The sequence below is a fragment of the Lactiplantibacillus mudanjiangensis genome, from assembly GCF_005405385.1.
GTDB lineage: Bacteria > Bacillota > Bacilli > Lactobacillales > Lactobacillaceae > Lactiplantibacillus > Lactiplantibacillus mudanjiangensis.
On record NZ_BJDY01000002.1, the window covers coordinates 172,873 to 189,837 of the forward strand.

Below are 16,965 nucleotides of genomic sequence, written 5' to 3' on the forward strand. Positions count from 1 at the left end.
TCTAAAGGGGATATGATCACATGCGACTCTGGCGATTAATGAATTGGGTTTGGAGCGGATTGTTTATTATGGCCGCGGGGTGGCTGTTAATACGGCCAACCGATGGCACGGGGACTGTGCAAACGTGGCCGATACGAGTCGTTTCGTTAGCGGTATTGGTTGGCTTTTTCGTATTGGTATTACTTGCTCAACTGTTATGGCGGCATTGGTTACCACGGCAACATTAGTGGTAAAATAAAGCGGTAACAAATACCGACTTTGGAGGAGTCATTTCATGAAAAAACAATTATTAACGTTATCGATGACTGTCGTTTTAGCCTTAACGAGTCTACCGGCGATTAGTAGCCAAGCAAAAACGACACCAGTTAAACATTTACCGACGAGTATCACGAAAAAGACATGGTATCGGAAAACATCTGGCAGTGAAGGCGGTTTTAATGATAAGACCGTCTTTCATGGTAATACCATGCGGATGACATTCAGTTACGGTGGGAATGCTGACTGGAAACTAACAAAATTGCGTAAGTCTAGCGCGAAAGTGTATTATGCAACTTTACATTATTCAAAGAAATATAGTTCACCAGTTAAAATCAAAATTCGTAGTCATAAGAAGTTTGATATTATTGAAAAGCATGGTGTCAATTCGAGAGGAAACTATGCTGGAAATGAAAATTACGGTGCAATGATTTTTTCGACAAATAAAAAACCAAATGTTATTGATTAGGTATTAACAAATAACGCGGCCACTAATTTAGCGGTCGCGTTATTTTAGTTCAAATAGTAATCAAAAAAGTTCGCAATTTTTTCCATCAGAGGGACTTTCACCAGATGTTTGGCATGATAGCCCGTAATGAAGGCGACTTGATCGGCGTAATCTTCATGATGAACACGGTCGAAAAAGTCGCGGGATTGCGAGTATGGGATCCGTTCATCGTCAGTGCCATGCCAAAATAACACCGGCCGATGGTTAATCGTTTCTGGATGTAAATTTAAATCAAAGTGATCTAGCCAACTCGTCAGTAAGGCCATATCAGTTGGTAGATACAACTGATGTTTGGCGGCATGGTCACGAACAAGTTTGGCATAGGCATTTAAATTTGGGGTACCCATAATCACGGTCGCAGCGGTGATCTCGGGGTGTCGCGTGAGCAGCGCACCAGTGGTCATACCACCCATGGAATAGCCGCCAACCCCGATCTTTTGATCCAAAATCAAGTCTCGTTGACGATAAAAATCAACGATTAAGTCAAATTCAGCTAGATTACCTTGGATACTTTGCCAGAATGTAAAGGACGGAATCTGACTAACGGGTTGGTGACGGCTACCATGATTCATGGCATCTGGAAGAACCACGCGCAACTGTTTTTGGGCTAATTTACGTGCTTGCGTTAAAACAAGTTCTTTTTCTGAACGCCAACCGTGGTAAAACACGACCAACGGCGTTGCCTGATAACGAAGGTCACTATCAACAACTTCTAAAATGGGTACATCTTGAATTTTACGACGGAGAACTGAAATCATAAGTTTAACCTCATTAACACAATTATTTTCCTTTAGTTTAGCCAATAATGGCGACAAAAGGCAACTCAGCTGTTTGAGCCGTTAATGGTATACTGAAATAGAACATAAATGGGGGGGTCACGATGAGTTTAAGACAAGGACACCGGCTATTATGGTGGCTAGCGTTGATTTTGTGGTTGAGTACTTTAGCACTTGGTGTTTATCAAGGTTACCACCATACGCTGCCAATACCGATCATCGCTTACAATCAACCGCATGGGGTTGTCGGTTGGCTGGGCGCTACCGCAGTTATTGTTTCGATGGCTAGTGGGTTACTAAAATGGCTTTTGAGAATGCGAGCCTCACAACGATAGACACATAAAAAGGTCGTGACTTTTAAAGTCGCGATCTTTTTTGACACGGTTTAGTTTTCGTTGAGCATGGTTTGTGCAAAAGTTTGGACGGCCTGAATTTGGTCAGGTTTTAACGTCACTTTCTTTGAGCCAAGCATCCCTTTACCACCCATTAATTGATGAAAATGGCCCACTACAGGAATCCCTTTTTCAGTGGCCAACTTAGTTAGAGCTTTATCTGTTGGTGTTTCTGGACCACCTGATGTGGTAAAAAGGGCGATATGTTTCACTTTAGTCGCGTCCAAAGTAGCCATAAAGGCACTTAAAGTTTTGTCAGGACGCATAAAGTAAGTGCCACCACCGATAAACAATAGATCAATTGGGGTCGTGGTCAGCGGCGTATCAATTTTTTCAGCGGGAGTCTCAGTAATCGCTGAGATCTGAGAAGCAAAGGCCGCAGTGTTGCCATTACGAGTCTGATAACGAATTGCAATTGTCATGTTAAAACCTCCAAATTCAACTTAATCTTACTTTTAGTATAGGCGGATGAAAAAGCGTTTGCAAAGTTTGACCACTGTCATTTTTGAGCCAACCGTAATTGTGGCAGGCAACGATAAAAGGTTAAGAGTGTCAGTAGATTGAACGCTAGGATGATCAGACCAAAAATGATGAGTTCAGGGATAATACTATTGCCAATTGAAACGGTGCTGCGGAAGGCATCAATGGCAATACTCATCGGTAAGTAGGGGTGAATCGCTTGAAACCACTGATTGGACAATTGGATCGGATAGGTGCCCGCCGCGCCACCAAGTTGGATAATCATGAACAGAAGCATTAGCCAAGCCCCCGTTTTGCCAAAAGCTTGATTAAACCAAGTGACCATACTGCCGAATGTCCACATCGTTAAGACGCACATTGCGTAAGTAACAAGTGGATGTAACGGATTCAAATGATCGATGAGTAGTAGCCCAACATACATAACCGTGGCGGCTAACCACGTAAACTCAAAGAGAAATGGCATTTTGAGTCGCCACCAATCCCAAGCACTGCGTGGCTGACGATGTGGTAAAGACATATCGTAAATAATATTAAACGTGATGCAGCCAACAAATAAGGCGACGGCCATCAAATATGGACTCATACCGGTGCCATTATTTTGAACACGAGTCGGATCGGTATGGGTCAATTGGATTGGCTGAATCAAAGTGGCTAACTGTGAAGCGGTAGGGCGGCTGGCTTGTGTGAGTTGATGTCCACCAGTTCGTAAGTGATCGGCTAAACGCGCATCAACTGTAGCTACTTTTTGAGCACCAGTTGTGAGTGCTTGGCCGCCAGTCGCTAATTGATTAGTGGTTGTCTGTAAGGTTGTGGCACCAGTTGCTAAGGTGGCTAAGGCGGTCTGAGTTGGCTTAACGCCTGTTGCCAATTCATTGGTCGTAATTGTGACCCGGCTAGCTAAACCGGCTGGTTGTAAGGTAGCGCGATGCAACTGTGTGGTGGCAGTTTGTAATTGCTGGTCGGTAGCACGCAGCGTTGTCAAATTTGGTCGCGTTGCTTGCAGGTCAGTATTGAGTTGTTGGGTGAGCCGGCTAACTTGGGCTTGTAGGCTAAGCTGCTGGTTAAGGCCTGTCTGCAGTTGTGAGGCCAGTGGTGCTAACTGAGTTAAGGCGGTGATTAAGGTTTGATTATGCATCGCCAGTTGATTTAGCCCGGTTGCCAATTGTTGATTGCCAGTGGCAACTTTAGTGAGGTCAGTTTTAGTTGTTTGCAACCCCGTTGTTAGTTGATTAACGCCACGCGTGGTTTGTTGGAGATCAGTAGCAGCCGTGGTCAATTGTTGACCGGTCCGACTAAGCGTGGCAGTCATGGCCTTGAGGTAACTCTGATTGAGTTGCCGATCAAGTTTGGTTTGAATCTGTGTGACGGTAGTGGTATCTAACTTCATGGCAATAAAGCTGAAACCAGCATTAGTCTGATAATGAAGTTTTATTGGTGTGGTTGTGTGCGTCGCCAGTTGACTAGCCCGTGCTGAAAAAGTTTTGGGAATTGTAATTGCTATATACAATTGACCGCTTTTAAGCCGTTGTTTTGTTTGCTTTGCACTGAGTTCGCTGAAATCAACTTCATGATTATGCACGAGTTCGTGAGTGAGTTGTTGACCTAAAGCTACACGATGATGATGACTGATTACCGGTTGGTCTAAATTAACGACAGCAACTGGTAGTCGATCAAGCTTAGCATAGGGATTCCAGAGTGACGCTAGAAAGATGACGGCATAAAAGGCTGGGATTAACAAAATACCTAAAATGATTTTTAACATGCCTCTGGTATGACGAACATAATGCCATTCAGTAAACATAACCAAAGCCCCCTTAGTTTTTAGGATGAACGGTTCATTCATTTTTTGAGCCGTCATCAATATACGCTTTGAGCTGCAAAAAAATTTAATGTCGCTGGTATCCGGCTAAAAGTTGTTGAATCACGGCCGCTTTAATTTGATTCTGATCAACCGTGGTTGCCGCACGTTCAAAAGAATCGTATTGCTTATGTGCCGACCACCAGAAGATTTCATCGATAATGATAAAAGCATCGGCTGTCGGATTGGGTAAAGGTCGAATCACATTTTTAGCTGATAATTGTCCTAAAATACGTGATATTGTGTGATACAACTGTTGACGATAATGCCGATACAACGTCATTAGTTCCGGATTCATTTGTGGGTTGCGCTCCAAAGTTAAGAAGTAGGCTCCGAAGCGATCAAATGTGGTAAATAACTCAGTGACTAAAGCGTCAAATTGGTTATCAACGGGTGACGTCTGGATGTTGGTCAATAAAGATTGGGTTGCCGTCTGATAGGCTTGTTTGGTTTGGGCAACTAATTCTGCATTCGTTAATGGTCGCCATGGCAGCTGTAGTGGTTGCGTGGTGATTGTTGGATCTAGCGTGGTCGCAAACAAAAGCGTTAGCAGTTCAGATTTACTTTTAACGAGGGTATAAAGGGTGCCGACTGCGACATCGGCCGCTTTAGCGATGTTGACCATTTTAGTGTCCGCAAAGCCTGGAACGATGAATTGGGCCTGCGCACTAGCTAAGATGCGCGTTAATTTTAGTTGTGTTTGCATGTACTCACCTCATTTCGAAAGCTAAGTATACGCGCTGATGAAATTAGAATGAACGATTCATTCTTGATTCGGAAAGTAAACGAAAGATTGGGTAGTCAGGTGATATGAATAATGATAAAATGATTAGAAAAATGAGAGCGGGCGATGTGATGCAAAAACCAGCAATGTTAAAACGTGGCGATCAAGTGGCCATTGTGAGTTTATCAAGCGGGGTATTAGGTGAACCTAGTAGTCAACATCAGTTGGTACGTGGTGTGCACCGGCTGATGGCGTTGGGATTACAACCAGTGACCATGCCATATGCCTTACGTGGCCTAACTTATCTCAAGCAACATCCGGAAGCTCGGGCAGCTGATTTAAAAGCGGCTTTTTTAGATCCGCAAATTAAGGGGATTGTAGCGGCAATCGGTGGTGATGACACGTATCGATTGGCACCATATTTACTGGATGATCCAGAATTTGTTCAAGCGGTTCAACAACATCCCAAGTTAGTGACCGGCTTTTCGGATACAACAATTAATCATCTGATGTTTTATCGACTGGGTTTACAGACATTCTATGGACCTAACTTTTTAAATGATCTGGCAGAATTAGAGGGGAACATGTTGCCATATACCGCGCAAACATGGGCCCATTATTTTCAGAATCCGGCGACCACGGCTATTGTTAGCAGCGAGGCTTGGTATGAGGAACGAACCGAATTTAGTGTGGCAGCACTGAATCAGCCACGTGTGTGTCATGCCGAACAATATCATTATGAAGTCCTGCGAGGACAAGGCCAAGTTACTGGGCGGTTACTAGGTGGCTGTATTGACAGTTTTGATGACTTGCTGACGACGAATCGGTATCCTGATGAGGCAACGATTGCCAAAAAATATCAGTTGGTGCCACCGGCAAGCGACTGGCAAGACAAAATTTTATTTATCGAAACGAGTAATGAATGTCCAACGCCGGAGAAATTTGCTGGGATGTTGGCACAATTAAAACGGGTGGGTATTTTAGGTGCCGTTGTGGCGATTGTCATGGGAAAACCACAAGATGAACAGTATTATAACGCCTATAAACCGCTACTTTTGGCAGCAACTAAACCCTTTAAAACGCCGATTTTGTATAATGCAAACTTCGGCCATGCTTATCCACGAACCGCATTGCCATACGGTGTTACCGCGACCATCGACTTTGATGCAGCATCGTTCACGATTCAAGAATCCTTTTTCAAAGGGACGGTGACAGTTGATGATTAAAAGTCGTCGTTTTCAAGTAAATGATGCCACTGCGGTGTCGCAATTAATTGCGCGAACGTTACAAATTAGTAATCGCGCCGATTATTCGCAAGCCTATCTTGATCAAGAGAAATCTTTAATGACGCCAACTTGGTGTTTACAAAAAGCTAAAATGACACATTTTTACGTTTTGGTTGATCAGGATCAGATTATTGCAACCGGTGCAATCGGGTCGTTTTGGGGTCGGCTCGATGAAAGTAGTTTGTTTGATATTTTTGTTGATCCTGATTATCAGGGTCAAGGACTGGGACGCAGACTGATTCAGATATTGGAACATGACTCGTATTTCACTCGTGCCCGGCGGATTGAAATTCCAGCCTCGGTGACGGGCGTGCCATTCTATCTCAAAATGGGCTACCAGTATAAGGACGGCATTACAACGCCAGATGCGGAGCACTTGATTCGGTTGGAGAAATTTAACTAGGTCGCATTGCTTTTTGCGAATCGGACGCCTATGCTGGAAACATTGTGAATGGAAGTCAGGTGGTCAAGATGACGCCAAGTCGCGCCAATCGAAATTTGTTGTTAGTTGCCCTCATGTGGGGGTCAAGTTATACGTTTATTAAAATGGTAATTGCTGCTCGAATGCCGCCAGCAGTGATTAACACGTTGCGCGGGGCCATTTCAGCGTTACTGGTATATCTCTTTTTTCATAAAATCGTGAAGACGATGACCTGGTCGGAATTTAAGATTGGCGCTATTTGTGCGGCTTTTAATTTTGTTGTCGTGCAGTTACAATCAACCGGTTTAGAGTCAACGACACCAAGTAATTGTTCATTTATTACGTCCACTTATGTGATTTTATTACCATTTATTGGGTGGCTCTTTTTCAAAAAAGTCCCGCCACTAAAAATATATTTAGCACTTATTTTATGCATGAGTGGGATGTTAATTCTAACCGGTGTGTTGACGCATGGGCTGCGATTACATTTTGGTGATTGGCTGACGATTTTAACCGCGATCGGTTTTGCATTTCAAATGACTTACTATGGCTATGCGACTAAACATGCTCGACCGGAAGTGATTGCGTTTCAACTCGGCTTTGTCCAGGCTTTGCTCGGAGTTGGTTACACGTTGACCTTAAATATCCACAAATTGCCACAAATTAATTGGTTAGCTGCAGCGGGGCCAGTAGTGTACTTAGGCGTTGTCGCGACGTTTGCGGCACAGGTGTTGCAGATGATCAGTCAACGCTATACGGATACGGTAACGGCGGGGCTTATTTTGATAACAGAATCACTGTTTGCCAGTTTGATTTCAGTCTTATTTCAAGTTGAAAGGCCAACATTGCATTTGGTCATTGGTGGCAGTTTAGTGATTTTGGCGACGGTTATTACGCAGTTTGATTTGCGTGGCGTTTTCGCGCGATATTTAGTCAAGGGGCACCGATTTAAAGTATAGATTGTACTGGAAAATATGGTATCCTAATTTTAGGGTGAATTGTTGAGCGTTGAACGAACCGAGTTCAAAGTGATGTAAATTGGACTTTTTCGAAAATTGAAATGCCGGTGTAGCGGCGTTTGTTTAGTGTATTCCCCACGCATGTAGGGATGATCCTATGGGTCAATGTCAATGTCGCTGGGGTTATACGTATTCCCCACGCATGTAGGGATGATCCTGAAGAACAGATCAAACTAAGCGAGCTACTTGAGTATTCCCCACGCATGTAGGGATGATCCCATAATTGAATACTTTCTTTCGTTATACATTAATAGCGTATATAAAAAAGACCGGAATTTCGGTCTTCTTTAGTATCTGTGATTTTCCAAGTAGCGTCTGTGCAAGATTTAAATACATACACTTAGTCCTTAATCGGGTAGTAGGCATATTGAGTTGTTTTTATTCATTATTGTAGCTGACTGTCGAGTTTCAACAAGTTATATATTTAATATACTATGCTAAAACTGTATCGTTGTCGGGATCATTGGTTACTAATTCATTAACATTGGTTATTAGTGTATCCAGCTCATCCAAGTCGTCGTCACATGTTCTACCTAAAAAGTCTGAGCCAAGATCCATACACTGTTTGTCAAAGCTTGTCATGGTTATAGTGTAAGTGGTCAGGCATATCTATTAAGACATCCCTAGGCCGGTTTACCATTTGAGTCAGCGGCTGTAAATTTAACAACCATGTTGTATGGAGCGTCACTGCTACGGTCTCTAATGACATGGGCTAAGTTATGAGCAATATCGGCTAGTTTCATTTTTAAAATCTCCTTAGTTTATTTACATCTAATATATATCATAGGAGAGTTTATCAAAGTCAGGTTCATCGACTGGATCAGTAATTTTACCGATTTCAATACTTTCAGCCAACAGTTTGTTAAAATCGGCTGACATAATCTGATGATGTTCCTGATTGAAGTCGGCTAGGGTGATCCAAGTTTTCTGATCATCTTCGCTAATTACGCCATCGAGTTTCTTGGCTAAATGAGCAACTAAGTTATAGAAAGCCTTTTGGTTGAATGGTAATTCGGGGTCAAATTCTGAATATACGACGATTACATTTGTTTCGTGAGTTTCATGAATATAGATGTATGCTGCATCCCAGTGTCCTTTAACCTTATTCCACTCTTTATCGAAATCTGATGGAAAGATAGTAAAGGCAAAGTCAGATAATGCATGCAATTCTTCGTTTGCGCCCATATGGCTCACCCAAAAGTCGGAAATGTCGATTCCCCAAACTTTTTTGGCCAGTTGGTGGTAGTCATCGTGTAATTCACTATTTTTAATTTTAATAAATGTTTTCAATTAGCTCTCTCCTAACTGTTTAAGCTTTGCGCAGCTTTATAAATGTACTTAGCTAAGGTTTGTAAATTACCAGATGTTAGGTTTTTTACTAATTTGTCAGGCATTTTATTAATCGCATCCTGAATACTATGAATCTCATCGGCGTTTAAACGGGCGTCAAAGCTCTTGTTTCCATTTATCTGTACTTGAAGTTTCTTACCTTGAGGTTCGGCATCAACACGATAAGTAACATTTTTTCCATTGTATTTCCCTTGAACTTGTCCATACGTACGGCTTTCAGGGCGATCGCCGTTATGAAACTGTGCCACTTGAATGCCTTGAGATATATCAGCAAGCCCGGACGCGATCGTAGCGCCTGATGCGGCAACAATGGCGCCACCGGCTAAGACTACGGTGCCAGGTAGTGCTAAAATGCCAACGCCGCCTGTATCAAGTGTTACGAGCGCACCACCACTCATTACACCAGCGATGCCGGTAATGCCAGCCGCAGCGCCGCCAACAACTTCTACTGTACCATGAGTGAAGAAGGAAAGCGCGTTTAAAAGTTGAGCGCTAGTATTCATTGATTGCTCAAATTTTTGTTTGGTGGCATCACTAATTGGGAAGACCACAAACTGATTACTATTGGCGTTAAAGAGGTTAGATAAGCTGGAAATAGCGTTCTGAAAGCCAGTTGTTGAAGAAGTTGTTGAGCTAGGTGAATAGGTGCTAGCCGCCGCGTATTCAATAGCTCCGACATTCAAATTATGCATTTCCGAATTAAATTTATCGAGCGCGGCCATGTTAGATGCGTTGGATTCGGTCATTTCACTTAGGGCTGTGTTAGCCTCAGAAATCGCAGTAATTTGGCTTGAAAGGCTATCGTTAACCAAAAGGCTTCCTGCATTCATTTTTGTAAAGGCTTGTGCCATCTTTGATTGTCCAGCCAACATTTCTTGAACGCCAGTATTTGCTATTTGGATAGAAGATGTCATATCTTGAACTGTATGAATTACCCCTTTTGAGCCATTTAATGCTTGATTTATTTCGCTGAAGCCAATTTGAGCTGTTTTCAATTCTTGATTTATACTTGAAATGGAGGAGTTAATAACTCTAATTGACGCAATCACTTCTGTCATGCCGGTATTCATTTGGTCAGTGCCAATATTTGCTTGATCGACACCGGCTTGAATAGTTTTTATTATTTGAATAATGCCCGGATCGTGGGGATCTGTACTACTGATGTCCTTGTTTAAGGTTGATGAGTGCTTGCTAATGTATTATTGATTGAATCAACTGCAGCATTGGCACCTTGCAGCCCACTGATCATTTCTTGAAAACCCTGAGAAGTAGTTGATAATGCCGATGTTAGCATCATAGGGTTGTTGTCAGCATCCCCAGAAAGATCAAACCATTCATTGGGGGCATACTTTAACCAGGTTATGTTGTTACTTGCAACATAGTAGGTATTGGTTTTAAAATCCAGTGGGCCAGCATAATTAGTTAAAAACTTTTCTGATTGTATATCAAATATTGGATAGTGGTTTGGAGTGTTGAAGTGTAAATGAAATGTGATCGGAGTGGACAAAACTATCGGCGTATTTTTAAGCATATTGCTGACAGGAGTTAATGGTTGAAAGTTCGAATTAACCTGAGTTGTATTATCAAAATCAAAGGCGTTGCTAGTTGATCCAGGGACCCACTCGTTGTCACCCAGGTTGTAAAATGTGGTGCCATCCTGATCGGTTGCGATTTGTTTAATTGACCAAACTGTATTTGACGGTAGGTCCTGTGGTGCATACAAACGCGCTCCATTGATAAATGCATGAGTAGGGACTACATTATTGTTTGTATCGTAATAAACACCAGTGGGCACGTTTGATACTTGCATTGTTAAATTATCTTTAGTATCTGTTGAGGGTGTTGATGAAGTGGCACTTGATTGAAGTGGTGTAGCAGCAGAAAATGACTGAATTGAACTGATTCGATTATTTGGTTTTACTTTGCCGGTAGCAGATTGATTTGAAGTTGCTGCGCTAGTAGGTGCAGTGGAATTACTTGGTTTATCAATATTCGAAGAAGTACTATTTGAAGTACCGGAAACTCGGATTTTTGAAGCAGTAGTGGTCGCTGCCGCTGAAATGCTAGATTTATTGGCAGTACTAGACGTGGTAGAGTGCGGTGTAATCGAACTGGCTGAAGTAGGAGCAGGTGTTTTTGCAACTGACGCACTGGACGGAGTATTATCAGCCAAGAATGCACTATTCGGTGTCTGTGGTTTAGCTGGTGTGGTTGATGGGGTGTTCTTAATTGCAGTGGCCGCGGTATTCGTATCGGCAGATGCAGTGGTTGAATTAACCAGCAACAAGCCTCCAAAACTAAAAATAACGATCCCCGTTATTGGCAAGTATCTATTGCGTCTATTTCTATGTTTCATAATGATTCCCCCCTAGGTTTATCCTTGTTGGCATAGGACTATAAACGGGTTGATTGAATTATGAAACATTAAATATTTATTAGCATATTGACTTAATTATTTTAAAAACGTAAAAAAGCAAAATATAAATGGTAATTGTTTTGCAAGTTATAGAGTAAAGAAGCAATGTTAAAAGTTGTAGAAATACTACTTGATGGTTAAATAAGAAGATATTTTCGCGTTATCGACGTACTGAATTCGGCCAACCTGAATGCCCCAGTTGATTGGTTCTGCACGTGGCCCGTCCAGAATTTTCAATTGCATCTCTCGGCAAGATAGTCTCCACTTGCTTTGCATTTGGGCTTAAGGCCATGTATTGTCGAAATTTTTCGTCAGTTTCAAAATTACTGCGATCTAACAATATATCATTACTGAAAATTCCGGCCGGTGTTATCTAAATCCAACGGACGTTGGTTATCATCATGTCGTGTCATATCTCGATTCTATAATTGCTGAAAACACTAGACTTCTTGGCTTCAATCATAATAGTCTAGCGTTCAATTGCATTTGAAGATACTGATATTCCCCACGCATGTAGGGACAAATAGACCAAATTTAATATTGCCAAGATAAAACAAGCAGTCGTTAGTAATCAAAAAATGATTATTAACGACTGCTTGTTTAGTTTGATGAGTCACTTTACCTGGACACGCAAATATGCAGGCATTCAGTAACAAACGTTATATACTAAGCGCAAAAATAAATAGCGAGGAGATGGGGATATGCGCAAATTTAAAATTATCACACGGAGTATGAGCATCGGTCTAATATTGATCAGTTTGTGGTTCATCAGTCAAACGCCGACCAAAATCGTGACACATTTTAATGGTCTAGGAACTGCTGATGGCAGGGGGAGTCGGTGGTGGTTACTACTAATGCCAGTAATTGTCGTCGTTCTGGTTGAAATTTCGATTGGCACTAGTCGACGACAACGGAGAAGCAATGGTATGGGGACGGTTAATCTATTAACGCCGTTTGAAAGTAAAGGAATTGGGGGCATATTTGTCATTGTGATTATCACTGTTGGCATCATGCTTCAACAGATCGGCTGGGTTCATTAAGGGTACTGGCTAAAAAGACGTTGACGAGACTTACAAGTTATCTTTATAATTAAAACTAAATAAGAAAATGAATTAATGATGATAATTAGAGGCGACGGGGATGTCAAAATATTGGGTACAAGTGTGGTTGTATACCCGCTACTTTTTTAAAGTGGCGTGGGATAATTTGGGGTTATTACTATACACAGTGGCTTTACCACTAGTGTTTATGGTATTGAATATGCATGCACTATTTTTCAAGCCATTGACATTGTCAGGCTTTATGAGCAATGTGATGGCCTTTATTGCCTGGATTATCTTTTCTAATTTATTAATGGTGATGGCAGATATCGCGATGCTACGTGAACAAGGCTATCTCAAACAATATGCGTCACTAGTTGTGAACCCAACGGTTTTTATTGTCAGCAAGCTGTTAGTTTGTTTGGGTCAATTAGTTGTCATTTTAGGCCTTGTTGGGATCGCTTGTGGCATTGTATTTCAACTATCGATAGTTGGCTTAATTTTGCGATTGTGGGGCGTGCTAGCGTTAACAACACTGCCAATCCTGGGTTATTGTTTACCGTTATTAAGTTTACCAGTTCGTTACAAAACACTAAATGCGGTGGTGAACAGCATACTTATTATCGTGATGGTTGGGTTTTCGGCAGTAGCCAACTTGTTTAACTTTTCGGTAGCAAACTTGGCTTTAAATGTGTTGAATCCAGTTTATCTCGTGTTAAATTGTTTCAACTTATTGATTAATGGCAACTGGGGTCACTTTTTGCCAGCATATCTGGCCGCGTTTATCGCTTTAGGCCTAGTCGGCGTTATCAGTTACCGGCACTTGAAACTACTGCCAACGGAGGGTCTCTAATGCAATTAAAATCAGTTAGTTACACCTTTCCAAGAGCAAAGACACCATTTTTTGAGAATTTAAATTTGAATTTGCCTGAACACCAAGTGAACTTTTTAATCGGTCAAAATGGCGCCGGTAAAACGACGTTAGCCGATATTTTATTAGGGTTGCGTCCGGTGACCGGGGAGCTGACACCCAAGCTATCAACACTGTATTTGAATCAAAAATTACCAATGTTACCAGCCATTCGAGTGTGTGATGTGGCGGCGTTAGTTTTAGGCGTTGCGACAGGCCGCGTCAAATTAACGTTAAACGATTTGGAAGCATTAGTTGATACCCCAACATTGGCGTTTTTAACCCCCATTTGGGAGAAGCACTACAGTGATTTATCTGGTGGTCAACAGAAACTAGTTCAATTGTTACTATTCTTACAAGTTGATCGTGATTTGGTCGTGTTAGATGAACCAACGGCATTTATTGATCGACAACACGTCGCGACTTTATTTAAAGTGATTAAAGCTCATCCACAACGGACTTACTTAATAATTACGCATGATGTGCGTGATATTGAAGCTTTTGACCAATATCGTGTCTTTTGGTTAGCGGATCGGCAGATTAAACAGGGTTGGGACCAGACAACCTTTGCTGATGCGGCCAATGAAGCTGAATTTTTACAAAATTTTCAAACCGTTTAACATAAAAGTCCCAGCTAACTTTTTAAGAAATTAGCTGGGACTTTTAGATTGAAAAGCACTTAGTGTTTGTGCGATGTCTTATTGGGACGATAAACACAGAAAAGACTGTTGAATTTTGGACAATAATTACGTAACATTAATTACTGGACATAAGCAAAAACTAGCGAGTGTTGTTAGGTAATGAATCGCTATCAAATATAATGGTAGGAGAAAGTTTTATATGGAGATTTATGTTACTGAATCTGGGCGGCGTTATTTTCTTCGGCGCGTAAAGAATGATCAGGCAGCTTTTTTAGGGCTACACCAAGAAATGGGCTATAATGAGATAGCTGAGTATTTTTATGTTGCTTATGTTGAGGTCAATGAAAATATGCCAATGGACGTAGATGATGCATTTTATAAACAATTTAAAATACCAGGTGGGGCGACCGCCATGGTCTATGCATCACCTGATATTAGTACTGAAGATATAGACGAAGATCTGGATATGAAGATAGAGGGACCAATGCTGATGTCTCTTTATCCAGACGAAAGGGAACAATTTATCATTGATCGAGATCACATGTTTAGATCTATTGGTTATGATGATGTCCATCAAAAAGGGTTGTGTGGTCTAGTAAGTAAGGATTCTGCTAAATTAATCGCTGAAAAGATGGATGCGTACACGTTGATACACTTAAGTAAAACGCCGTATCGATTTGACAAAAGGGACTAATAATAGAATCAGCTTTTGCGTCGAATTGGTCAATGTGGGAACGTATGAATTTATGTAAAGCTAAAAAAGTCGGTGTGTGAGCACCGGCTTTTTTAGATGGCGAATTAAGGTTTTACTAGCTATCTTGGCGCGTCGCCGCAATGTCGACTTCGCGAATGTTAACTTCTTGTGGCATTTCGTACATGAATTTCACGGTTTCAGCAACGTGTTTTGGATCTAACGTGATGCCACCCATGGTTTCTTTCCAAGCTTCATATTCGGTTAAGGCATGGTCATCGGTGACATGAGTCAATAATTCAGTTTCAGCGGCACCTGGAGCAACTAACATCACCCGAACTTGCTTGTCAGCGACTTCTTGGCGCACGGTTTCACTTAACCCATGAACGCCAAATTTGCTGGCAACGTAAGCGGCATGGTTTTGGAATGCTTTGTATCCGGCGATGGATGAGATGTTAATGATCGTGCCATGATGACGTTCAGTCATTTGTGGTAAGACCAATTGCATCCCATTTAGGACACCCATCACGTTAGTATCAAGCATCGTTTGCCATTCGGTTGGAGATTGTTGCCAAACGTTACCGAGTAACATCAAACCGGCATTGTTAATCAATAAGTCAGTTGGACCGTACTTGGCTTCAGCAGCCTTAATCGCACTTCCTAATTGTACTTGATCGGTAACATCGGCTTTTTTGATCATCACGTCACCTGTTAAATTGAGGGCTTCGATCTTTTCAACACGACGGCCTAATAACAACAATGGGTAGTCGTTGGCGTTGAACAGTTTTGCCATGGCGGCCCCAAAACCAGAACTAGCACCGGTGATCACAATTAATGATTTCATAAATGTAAAAACTCCTTTGATTATTAACTATTTAATTTCAAATCGATTGACGACTTCGTTTAACTATTATATGCTGTCAAAAGATTTTGCCTAGTACGCACTTTTGGGTGACTGGGTTTGAAAGGTGATGTCATGGCATGTATGCCAATGAATTTGACGCAACGATGCAACTGATTCGGGGAAAATGGAAGATTCGGATTTTATACGAACTCGTTGACGATCCGCATGCCCGGTTTAATGGGTTGCAGCGTAATTTGGCGATTACACATAAAATGTTAGCGGAACAACTACAGCAATTAGTGGCCGATGATTTGGTCGTTCGGCGAGATTTCCATGAACAACCTTTACACGTGGAATATCAGTTAACAGATCGTGGGCAAACGATGATTCCCGTGTTGGATACGATTTGTGATTGGGGACTCGCCCATGTTGATCGTAGTGAGATGGTGGAAACATTGTGTGATGAAACTGACTAATTAAAATTCGGCTTGCATAACTTTTGTTTAAAAGTATATTTAAATTAATGCTTTTGATTAAAAATGTAATAGTTAGTGTAGGTGGGGGAACTTATGGGGAAGTTAGTTAGGTTACAACAGTCGACCATTGTCTTTTGGGCGAGTCTGTTGGTTTTTGATAATTTTGTAGCAAGTCCTTTGATTAGATAGTGTTAAGGCTGATTGGTTGTCGATTCTTTTATTTAAGGTGTTGGAATTAAGTTTTGGCATCATCATGAATGCGTTAATGTTAAAGCAACGGATATTTTTGACAACGAAATTAGGTAAGAATTCAATTGTTTTGTTAGTTGTAATGGCCGTCATTTTGTTGTGTGCGACAGTTAATAGTCATGGCAGTTTGAGGGACAGTCTGGTTATTGGGAGTTGTGCGGCAATTTCGGAAGAGTATTGGTTTCGGGGTGTTATTTTTGGACATCTGCTTAGCCGGTTAAAACCGAACGAGCGGCGAGTTAGCGGCATTATCAAGTGTATGTTAATGACTAGTTTACTTTTTAGCCTGGTACACCTAACTAATTTGGATTCTCAAAGCCTGCAACTGACCATTGTGCAGATGATCGAAGTTTTTGGGATGAGCTTTTTATTTTGTGCGGCATATGTACGTACGGGAAATCTGCTGATACCGATTTGCTTGCACTTCTCTGTTGATTATTTGGGGACCATGACTCAAAACGTGAATTATCAACCGACGACATTTTTAACGTCAGCTCTTTCAGCGATACTATTTTTAGGCATTTATATTGGCTTGGGACTAGTTGTCCTCGAGGGTAAAGAACTGAAAAATTGGCGGTTAATGACGCATTTCGTTACTAACTAATTGGGATAAAACAAAACTCCGAACA

The 16,965-nt window shown here is 41.6% G+C and carries 20 protein-coding genes; 12 read left to right on the forward strand and 8 right to left on the reverse strand.

The genetic code is table 11. From position 1 onward, the window contains the following. The first annotated feature begins 20 nt into the window (after positions 1 to 20). Both FFM84_RS01680 and FFM84_RS01685 read left to right on the forward strand, forming a co-directional pair. Positions 21 to 227 (forward strand): DUF3923 family protein, encoded by a 207-nt coding sequence (locus tag FFM84_RS01680; RefSeq protein ID WP_130843725.1) that lies wholly within the window; start codon positions 21 to 23, stop codon positions 225 to 227. Between the two features lie 47 nt (positions 228 to 274). Continuing rightward, complete coding sequence (locus FFM84_RS01685) at positions 275 to 724, forward strand: hypothetical protein (protein WP_130843724.1); 450 nt, start codon at positions 275 to 277, stop codon at positions 722 to 724. A gap of 44 nt (positions 725 to 768) precedes the next feature. Here the strand turns inward: FFM84_RS01685 and FFM84_RS01690 are convergent, their stop codons facing one another. Beyond that, positions 769 to 1,521, reverse strand: a complete 753-nt coding sequence (locus FFM84_RS01690; RefSeq protein ID WP_130843723.1) for an alpha/beta fold hydrolase — start codon at positions 1,519 to 1,521, stop codon at positions 769 to 771. 122 nt (positions 1,522 to 1,643) lie between these two features. Here FFM84_RS01690 and FFM84_RS01695 point away from each other — a divergent pair, with 122 nt between their 5' ends. Further along, the gene (locus tag FFM84_RS01695) at positions 1,644 to 1,874 is read left to right on the forward strand and encodes a hypothetical protein (protein ID WP_130843722.1); all 231 of its coding nucleotides are present in this window, start codon (positions 1,644 to 1,646) and stop codon (positions 1,872 to 1,874) included. Between the two features lie 50 nt (positions 1,875 to 1,924). Here FFM84_RS01695 and FFM84_RS01700 read toward each other — a convergent pair whose 3' ends face one another. The 3 genes from FFM84_RS01700 to FFM84_RS01710 all read right to left on the reverse strand — a co-directional run bounded on the left by FFM84_RS01700 (position 1,925) and on the right by FFM84_RS01710 (position 4,975). Then, on the reverse strand, positions 1,925 to 2,353 hold the full coding sequence (locus tag FFM84_RS01700) for a flavodoxin family protein (RefSeq protein ID WP_130843721.1): 429 nt from the start codon (positions 2,351 to 2,353) through the stop codon (positions 1,925 to 1,927). Between the two features lie 77 nt (positions 2,354 to 2,430). Next, positions 2,431 to 4,212: a YhgE/Pip domain-containing protein gene (locus FFM84_RS01705; RefSeq protein WP_165450252.1), complete on the reverse strand. Its 1,782-nt coding sequence runs from the start codon at positions 4,210 to 4,212 to the stop codon at positions 2,431 to 2,433. A gap of 85 nt (positions 4,213 to 4,297) precedes the next feature. Then, positions 4,298 to 4,975 (reverse strand): TetR/AcrR family transcriptional regulator, encoded by a 678-nt coding sequence (locus tag FFM84_RS01710; protein WP_130843719.1) that lies wholly within the window; start codon positions 4,973 to 4,975, stop codon positions 4,298 to 4,300. A gap of 149 nt (positions 4,976 to 5,124) precedes the next feature. Between FFM84_RS01710 and FFM84_RS01715 the strand changes: the two genes are divergently transcribed. From FFM84_RS01715 to FFM84_RS01725, 3 genes are all read left to right on the forward strand, one after another. Next, a complete protein-coding gene (locus FFM84_RS01715; protein ID WP_130843718.1) occupies positions 5,125 to 6,219 on the forward strand; it encodes a S66 family peptidase in 1,095 nt (364 codons plus the stop codon). After that, entirely contained in the window at positions 6,212 to 6,682 is a 471-nt protein-coding gene (locus tag FFM84_RS01720) for a GNAT family N-acetyltransferase (protein ID WP_130843904.1), read from the forward strand. Before FFM84_RS01715 ends, FFM84_RS01720 begins: the two co-directional genes overlap by 8 nt. Positions 6,683 to 6,750: 68 nt before the next feature. Beyond that, positions 6,751 to 7,659 (forward strand): DMT family transporter, encoded by a 909-nt coding sequence (locus FFM84_RS01725; protein ID WP_137643802.1) that lies wholly within the window; start codon positions 6,751 to 6,753, stop codon positions 7,657 to 7,659. An 831-nt stretch (positions 7,660 to 8,490) separates the two neighbouring features. Here FFM84_RS01725 and FFM84_RS01735 read toward each other — a convergent pair. The 3 genes from FFM84_RS01735 to FFM84_RS01745 form a co-directional block, all read right to left on the reverse strand. Continuing rightward, on the reverse strand, positions 8,491 to 9,009 hold the full coding sequence (locus tag FFM84_RS01735; RefSeq protein ID WP_130843716.1) for a hypothetical protein: 519 nt from the start codon (positions 9,007 to 9,009) through the stop codon (positions 8,491 to 8,493). Positions 9,010 to 9,020: 11 nt separating this feature from the next. Beyond that, positions 9,021 to 10,127: a hypothetical protein gene (locus FFM84_RS01740; RefSeq protein WP_130843715.1), complete on the reverse strand. Its 1,107-nt coding sequence runs from the start codon at positions 10,125 to 10,127 to the stop codon at positions 9,021 to 9,023. A gap of 113 nt (positions 10,128 to 10,240) precedes the next feature. After that, positions 10,241 to 11,425, reverse strand: coding sequence for a hypothetical protein (locus FFM84_RS01745; protein WP_130843714.1), 1,185 nt, complete (start codon positions 11,423 to 11,425; stop codon positions 10,241 to 10,243). A 761-nt stretch (positions 11,426 to 12,186) separates the two neighbouring features. Between FFM84_RS01745 and FFM84_RS01750 the strand changes: the two genes are divergently transcribed. From FFM84_RS01750 to FFM84_RS01765, 4 genes are all read left to right on the forward strand, one after another. After that, entirely contained in the window at positions 12,187 to 12,525 is a 339-nt protein-coding gene (locus tag FFM84_RS01750) for a DUF1648 domain-containing protein (protein ID WP_130843713.1), read from the forward strand. A 100-nt stretch (positions 12,526 to 12,625) separates the two neighbouring features. Then, a complete protein-coding gene (locus FFM84_RS01755; protein ID WP_130843712.1) occupies positions 12,626 to 13,378 on the forward strand; it encodes a hypothetical protein in 753 nt (250 codons plus the stop codon). Then, positions 13,378 to 14,055, forward strand: a complete 678-nt coding sequence (locus FFM84_RS01760; RefSeq protein WP_130843711.1) for an ATP-binding cassette domain-containing protein — start codon at positions 13,378 to 13,380, stop codon at positions 14,053 to 14,055. The genes FFM84_RS01755 and FFM84_RS01760 overlap by 1 nt, the downstream gene beginning before the upstream one ends. Before the next feature lie 220 nt (positions 14,056 to 14,275). Further along, positions 14,276 to 14,770, forward strand: coding sequence for a hypothetical protein (locus tag FFM84_RS01765; protein ID WP_130843710.1), 495 nt, complete (start codon positions 14,276 to 14,278; stop codon positions 14,768 to 14,770). Between the two features lie 115 nt (positions 14,771 to 14,885). On the opposite strand, the gene FFM84_RS01770 is transcribed toward FFM84_RS01765, so the two are convergent. Then, a complete protein-coding gene (locus tag FFM84_RS01770) occupies positions 14,886 to 15,611 on the reverse strand; it encodes an SDR family oxidoreductase (protein ID WP_130843709.1) in 726 nt (241 codons plus the stop codon). Positions 15,612 to 15,748: 137 nt separating this feature from the next. On the opposite strand from FFM84_RS01770, the gene FFM84_RS01775 reads away from it, so the two are divergent. After that, positions 15,749 to 16,087: a winged helix-turn-helix transcriptional regulator gene (locus FFM84_RS01775; RefSeq protein WP_130843708.1), complete on the forward strand. Its 339-nt coding sequence runs from the start codon at positions 15,749 to 15,751 to the stop codon at positions 16,085 to 16,087. 205 nt (positions 16,088 to 16,292) lie between these two features. Continuing rightward, positions 16,293 to 16,940, forward strand: coding sequence for a CPBP family intramembrane glutamic endopeptidase (locus tag FFM84_RS01780; RefSeq protein WP_130857026.1), 648 nt, complete (start codon positions 16,293 to 16,295; stop codon positions 16,938 to 16,940). Positions 16,941 to 16,965 lie beyond the last annotated feature (25 nt).

Coding starts and splice junctions, on each gene's coding strand:
- FFM84_RS01765 (WP_130843710.1), top strand. CDS start 14,276: ATGGAGATTTATGTTACTGAATCTGGGCGGCGTTATTTTCTTCGGCGC.
- FFM84_RS01740 (WP_130843715.1), bottom strand. CDS start 10,127: ATGACAGAAGTGATTGCGTCAATTAGAGTTATTAACTCCTCCATTTCA.
- FFM84_RS01770 (WP_130843709.1), bottom strand. CDS start 15,611: ATGAAATCATTAATTGTGATCACCGGTGCTAGTTCTGGTTTTGGGGCC.
- FFM84_RS01715 (WP_130843718.1), top strand. CDS start 5,125: ATGCAAAAACCAGCAATGTTAAAACGTGGCGATCAAGTGGCCATTGTG.
- FFM84_RS01695 (WP_130843722.1), top strand. CDS start 1,644: ATGAGTTTAAGACAAGGACACCGGCTATTATGGTGGCTAGCGTTGATT.
- FFM84_RS01690 (WP_130843723.1), bottom strand. CDS start 1,521: ATGATTTCAGTTCTCCGTCGTAAAATTCAAGATGTACCCATTTTAGAA.
- FFM84_RS01725 (WP_137643802.1), top strand. CDS start 6,751: ATGACGCCAAGTCGCGCCAATCGAAATTTGTTGTTAGTTGCCCTCATG.
- FFM84_RS01710 (WP_130843719.1), bottom strand. CDS start 4,975: ATGCAAACACAACTAAAATTAACGCGCATCTTAGCTAGTGCGCAGGCC.
- FFM84_RS01685 (WP_130843724.1), top strand. CDS start 275: ATGAAAAAACAATTATTAACGTTATCGATGACTGTCGTTTTAGCCTTA.
- FFM84_RS01680 (WP_130843725.1), top strand. CDS start 21: ATGCGACTCTGGCGATTAATGAATTGGGTTTGGAGCGGATTGTTTATT.
- FFM84_RS01750 (WP_130843713.1), top strand. CDS start 12,187: ATGCGCAAATTTAAAATTATCACACGGAGTATGAGCATCGGTCTAATA.
- FFM84_RS01745 (WP_130843714.1), bottom strand. CDS start 11,425: ATGAAACATAGAAATAGACGCAATAGATACTTGCCAATAACGGGGATC.
- FFM84_RS01760 (WP_130843711.1), top strand. CDS start 13,378: ATGCAATTAAAATCAGTTAGTTACACCTTTCCAAGAGCAAAGACACCA.
- FFM84_RS01700 (WP_130843721.1), bottom strand. CDS start 2,353: ATGACAATTGCAATTCGTTATCAGACTCGTAATGGCAACACTGCGGCC.
- FFM84_RS01775 (WP_130843708.1), top strand. CDS start 15,749: ATGTATGCCAATGAATTTGACGCAACGATGCAACTGATTCGGGGAAAA.
- FFM84_RS01720 (WP_130843904.1), top strand. CDS start 6,212: ATGATTAAAAGTCGTCGTTTTCAAGTAAATGATGCCACTGCGGTGTCG.
- FFM84_RS01705 (WP_165450252.1), bottom strand. CDS start 4,212: ATGTTTACTGAATGGCATTATGTTCGTCATACCAGAGGCATGTTAAAA.
- FFM84_RS01755 (WP_130843712.1), top strand. CDS start 12,626: ATGTCAAAATATTGGGTACAAGTGTGGTTGTATACCCGCTACTTTTTT.